Genomic DNA, 5,251 nt, shown 5'->3' with positions numbered 1-5,251 from the left:
TTTTTTAGGGCTTGCAAACTAATATGAGCTGTTCTAGAACTTAAAGGGCAGAAAGCGAAGCTTGTATTATTCGTTTCATTTGCAACTTTTTTACTTAGTGTTTAAGTCGCAATATTAAGGAGCAAACAATGAAGAATAATAAACTGTCATACTCAACCCAAGCTTTAATATTAAGCTCAGTATTAGCCAGCACCAGTGTACTCGCTGATAACACAGTAACGGATAAGGCAGAGGCTGTGTCTAACAAAGCCGAGCAAACCATGGAGCATTCGGGTGAAAAGCTTGATCAGGCCGCCAATACCGCCGGTCAGTTTATCGATGACAGTGTCATCACCACCAAAGTGAAAGCCGAGCTGATCAGCAACGATGCCATTGCCAGCGGTGATATTTCAGTAGAGACCGCGCAAGGTGCAGTCACGCTATCAGGTTTTGTGGAAAATCAAGAGGCAGCACTGTACGCCATAGAACTCACAGAAAATATTGAAGGTGTACAGAGCGTTCACGATAAGTTAAATGTAAAAGATGATAGTGAACAGTCGCTTAAAGAGTATGCAGATGATGCCATTATCACTAGTGCAGTAAAAGCCAAACTATTGACTGATACCAGTATTCCTTCATTAGGTATTTCAGTTAAAACACAAGATGGGGTGGTACAGCTAACAGGTGATGTTGAAAATGAACAGCAATCCATTCAAGCAGAAAACCTTATAAAAGGCATGGATGACGTAAAAAGCGTTAAAAATGATCTAAAAGTAAAATCATAAGCTAGGCTATGACTTATTACCTTAGATAAGGATGTATTTGTTGTTATAAGTAACCCTATATAGGGACTTGTCACATCAATATGGTTTACATGCAGGTAAGCTCATAAGCAACCAGTACTTATGTTATATCAGCTGTTCTCTTAGTTAAGGAGTACCTTATGTTTCGTTGGGGCATTATCTTTTTAGTGATAGCACTCATTGCTGGAGCATTAGGCTTTGGTGGCTTAGCCGGTACGGCAGCAGGGGCGGCAAAATTGGTCTTTGTGGTCGGCATTATTATTTTTATTGTCAGTTTAATTGCGGGTCGCAGAGGCCCCTAAAATAAGTTGACTTTAGCCTGGTCTGCTGGGCTGTTAGACTAAGCTGATATTCAACAGCATAGGCAATATTGAGCTAACAGTGACTGCACACCACCATACCCAAAATAGCGAGACACCGTCTCGCTATTATCGTAATGGGCCTAGCCATGGCGACCATAATGCCATTGATTTTGTTCAGGTACGGCGGCGCTTCGATTTTTGTAGCATAGAGATTGGTCGCTGGGTGACACGCCCTGAACGTGAGCGAGCAGCCGGATTATTTTTTGATGCTTTGTGTGATTTAATGTTGATCTTACAGTGCACAGAAGAGGTCATTTCACTGCGCGGTTCATTATCATTGCAATATGGCATTGGAGGACGCCCTGGGGTGGCGGCACATTATAATCCGGGCACTCGCCGTTTTTCTCTGGCTAAAAATGCCGGTCCTGGCAGCATTGCTCATGAGTGGTTTCATGCTTTTGATCACTACATTGCCAGTAAAACCGTACTGAATGCCGACTCACGCGTCTTTGCTTCTTATGCTTGGTTAAACAATGCCCCTCTTATTCAGCACCCGCTAAATACACTGCTGTTTGACTGCTTTCACGCTATTATGCTGGACGATACCGGTACTCAACCCAGCGCCTTGTTTAACGCCTCTGCCGCTGCGGATAGCCAATTAACGACCCTGTATTACAGTTTGCCCGAAGAGCTCTGTGCTCGTGCTTTTGAAGCCTTTGTGCAAGATGCCGCCATTAAAAATAATTTTTTAGTCGCGGGCACTCAGGCCACAAAAGAAGCCGAGTTGGGCTTATACCCTCAAGGGGCGCAGCGCTTAAAAATTAATGCGGCATTTAGCCGCTATTTTCGTACCTTGGGCGTGGCACTGACTCGCCAAGGCTAGCCCTTCATTTTATCCCCAAAGCAGTAAGGAACATAATGAACGACAATCAGCGCGAACAAATTAAAGCCGAACGTCATCAGCAGCGCCAACAAAAAGTAAAACAAGCCGTTGATGCCAAAGTTGCCAAGGCTCAAGAAGAGCGGGGCCTGTTAATGGTGATCACAGGTAACGGCAAAGGCAAAAGTACCGCCGGTTTTGGTACCGTCACCCGAGCGGTAGGCCATGGTAAAAGTGCCGCCGTGGTGCAGTTTATTAAAGGGGGCTGGGAGTGTGGCGAGCGTAATTTACTACAAAAAGTGGGCGTGCCTTTTGTGGTGATGAACACAGGTTTTACCTGGGACACTCAAGATAGGGAACAAGATATAGCCGCTTGCGAACAAACTTGGTTGCCTGCCGAAAAAATGTTGGCTGACCCAAGTATCGACCTAGTACTGTTGGACGAGCTGACCTATATGGTTGCCTATCACTATTTAGATCTAGACCGGGTGCTAAGCGCACTTAACAAGCGGCCAGCACATCAACATGTGATTATTACCGGCCGAGGTTGTCATCGCAGCATTATTGAATTGGCTGATACAGTGAGTGAAGTACAATCAATAAAACACGCCTTTGAAGCTGGCGTCAAAGCCCAAGTGGGCTTTGATTATTAATCTCAAGCTAATGCCCTGCGTATTAAATGTGATGAGCGTTTGTCGCCCATAGTGACCATCTAATCCGTCTCAGGGAAAATTACCGCCTTATCCCCGGGCTGCCAAGGCTGATACTTGGTCATGGCCTGTAAAAATAACGGATGTGCCAGCCAGTCTTGTAGCCACTGCTGTAAGTGAGGGTAAGGTAACTTGTAAAAGGTATCGCGATCCACATGAGCGAACTGGCGTACAAAAGGCATAATGGCAATATCTGCGATGGTCGGCTTATCTCCCTGCAAAAACGGGTGTTTGGTTAATAATGCCTCTAAAGTGCGTAAAAACACTTCCCCTTGTTGGCGATAGTCTGTTTGGCTCATGTCAGGGTGGCGATCAGCATATTTATAGCGGTCTAGCCAATATTTAAACTGCTGATCGTTTTGTGCAATTAGGCTGTTGGCTTGCTGCAAACTTGGGCCCTCTAGTAAACCGGCAGGATCTTGCTGTTCAAGGGCCCACATCATAATGTCTTGGCTTTCTTCAATTACGCAACCATCTTGCAGCTGCAACACCGGCACAGTGCCTTTGGGGCTAATGGCTAACATGGCAGCCGGTTTATTTTTTAGCGTGATTTCTCTGAGCTCTAGCTGCAACTTAGCAAATAAAATGCCCAAACGAGCACGCATCGCATAAGGACAGCGACGAAAAGAGTAGAGGCAATGAAGAGGGGAAACCATGAGTATGTCCACCATTAAGTATAGAAATAACTAATGGTATCAAATATAGACACACTTGCTTAACGCTGCGGCAGCATCTGTGTATCAAGACATCTTGATGTCATAAATATGTATTTTTTTGCATAGATACTTTTTTAATTTAATTAAAAATTCACTCTCATCAAATAGTGCCGATTATGATATAACTAATACACCTAACATCCTGTCGGAATTTCTTCATTGGATAATATTGAACACCTCTTCTTACTGACTGGGATCTTACTGTGCGTGAGCGTATTAGCGACCTTATTGTCGGCGCGCTCTGGTATCCCTATTCTGCTTATCTTCTTAGTGATAGGCATGCTAGCGGGCGAAAGTGGCCCTGGTGGTATTGAATTTGAAAGTTACTCACTCGCCTACAGCATAGGCAATTTAGCACTGGCTATTATTTTGCTAGATGGCGGTATGCGTACCCGTATGGCAACCTTTAGGGTGGGACTAAAGCCGGCGATCAGTATGGCCACCTTAGGCGTACTGGTGACCAGTGGCGTAACCGGCCTGATTGCCGTTTATATTTTGGATTTAAGCTGGCTGCACGGCTTATTACTCGGCTCTATTGTAGGCTCTACCGATGCCGCAGCTGTGTTCTCACTGCTCAGTGGCAGAGGCATGCACTTGAACGAGCGGGTAGGGGCCTCCCTTGAAATTGAGTCCGGCACCAACGATCCCATGGCCATTTTTTTAACGCTCACCTTAATTGGCTTAATTACCGGTGAGATGAGCGGCACAGGTGAAACCTTACTCTTTCTTGTCACACAGTTTGGTATTGGCACCATATCCGGCATCTTAGGCGGTATGTTACTAGTACAAATGATCAAGCGCTTTGAGTTAGCCCCTGGCTTATATCCTATTTTAGTGACGGGTTTTGGGCTCACTTTGTTTGCATTTACCGCTTTATTGGAGGGAAGTGGCTTTTTAGCTGTGTATTTGGCGGGCTTGGTGCTGGGTAACTCACGCCTGCGTGATATGGAGTCTATTTTACCGGTATTAGATGGTTTAGCTTGGCTAAGCCAAATTGGCTTATTCTTGGTGCTGGGGTTGTTAATTTCGCCATCAGATATGTGGGCCATGGCGTTACCGGCGATTCTCATTTCTTTAGCGTTAATTTTTATTGCGCGCCCCCTGGCGGTATTGGTGTCTTTGGTGCCTTTCTTTCGTTTTACTAAACGTGAGTTTAGTTTTATATCTTGGGTTGGGCTACGGGGCGCTGTGCCCATAGTGTTGGCGATTTTCCCACTAATGGCGGGGATACCCGAAGGCATGATGTTTTTTAATGTGGCCTTTTTTGTGGTGCTGATTTCGCTATTAGTGCAAGGCTCAACCTTGCCACAAATGGCCCGTTTGCTAAAAGTAGAAGTGCCTCCTGAGCTGGCGCCACAGCGGCGCGCTATGTTGGGCATATTTCAAGAAGATGACTTTGAAATGTTTTTGTATACCGTCAGCAGTGAGTCGATAGACGGTGTTGTGGTGCGTAATTTAACATTCCCGCCTCATTGTCGTGTTGCTGCCGTGTTTAGAGGGGAGCATTTATTGCCTGCCTCGGGCAGTACACGACTGGCAATGGATGATTTGTTATGTGTGATCGGTCGCAGTAATCACCTTAAAACCTTAAATAATATGTTTGGGGGAGACTTAGATGCGGCGCGTAGTAAAGCCCGTGCTTTCTTTGGTGACTTTATTTTAGACGCCGATGCCTTAATGGCTGACATTGCCAAAATGTATGGGGTGGATGTCGATGACAGTGAAGCTCAATTGAACTTGGGTGAGTTTATGTTAACCCACAGTAACGGGCATCCAGTGGTAGGCGATAACTTTTTACGTTATGGCATGGCGTGGACTGTGGCGGATGTCGATGGCGATCAGGTGCTAAAAGTGGGCTTGC

6 protein-coding genes are annotated in these 5,251 nt (G+C 45.6%); 5 read left to right on the top strand and 1 reads right to left on the bottom strand.

Annotation, left to right across the window (positions count from 1 at the left end):
- Nucleotides 1–128: 128 nt before the first annotated feature.
- From osmY to cobO, 4 genes are all read left to right on the top strand, one after another.
- A complete protein-coding gene (osmY, locus tag ACTHY5_RS11100; RefSeq protein WP_441879616.1) occupies nt 129–764 on the top strand; it encodes a molecular chaperone OsmY in 636 nt (211 codons plus the stop codon).
- A gap of 158 nt (nt 765–922) precedes the next feature.
- The gene (locus ACTHY5_RS11095; RefSeq protein ID WP_441879614.1) at nt 923–1,084 is read left to right on the top strand and encodes a DUF1328 family protein; all 162 of its coding nucleotides are present in this window, start codon (nt 923–925) and stop codon (nt 1,082–1,084) included.
- A 79-nt stretch (nt 1,085–1,163) separates the two neighbouring features.
- On the top strand, nt 1,164–1,967 hold the full coding sequence (locus ACTHY5_RS11090; protein ID WP_441879612.1) for a CLCA_X family protein: 804 nt from the start codon (nt 1,164–1,166) through the stop codon (nt 1,965–1,967).
- 35 nt (nt 1,968–2,002) lie between these two features.
- Complete coding sequence (cobO, locus tag ACTHY5_RS11085; RefSeq protein ID WP_441879610.1) at nt 2,003–2,617, top strand: cob(I)yrinic acid a,c-diamide adenosyltransferase; 615 nt, start codon at nt 2,003–2,005, stop codon at nt 2,615–2,617.
- A gap of 59 nt (nt 2,618–2,676) precedes the next feature.
- Here the strand turns inward: cobO and ACTHY5_RS11080 are convergent, their stop codons facing one another.
- Nucleotides 2,677–3,330, bottom strand: coding sequence for a glutathione S-transferase (locus tag ACTHY5_RS11080; protein ID WP_441879608.1), 654 nt, complete (start codon nt 3,328–3,330; stop codon nt 2,677–2,679).
- Nucleotides 3,331–3,549: 219 nt separating this feature from the next.
- Between ACTHY5_RS11080 and ACTHY5_RS11075 the strand changes: the two genes are divergently transcribed.
- Nucleotides 3,550–5,251 (top strand): potassium/proton antiporter (locus ACTHY5_RS11075; RefSeq protein ID WP_441879606.1); only part of this gene is annotated, 1,702 nt, incomplete at its 3' end.

The organism is Oceanisphaera sp., assembly GCF_052084945.1.
Lineage (GTDB): Bacteria > Pseudomonadota > Gammaproteobacteria > Enterobacterales > Aeromonadaceae > Oceanimonas.
Note: the sequence above shows the minus strand (reverse complement) of the source record. Positions and strands in the feature narration are given on the sequence as shown.

Coding starts and splice junctions, on each gene's coding strand:
- ACTHY5_RS11095 (WP_441879614.1), top strand. CDS start 923: ATGTTTCGTTGGGGCATTATCTTTTTAGTGATAGCACTCATTGCTGGA.
- cobO (WP_441879610.1), top strand. CDS start 2,003: ATGAACGACAATCAGCGCGAACAAATTAAAGCCGAACGTCATCAGCAG.
- osmY (WP_441879616.1), top strand. CDS start 129: ATGAAGAATAATAAACTGTCATACTCAACCCAAGCTTTAATATTAAGC.
- ACTHY5_RS11080 (WP_441879608.1), bottom strand. CDS start 3,330: ATGGTTTCCCCTCTTCATTGCCTCTACTCTTTTCGTCGCTGTCCTTAT.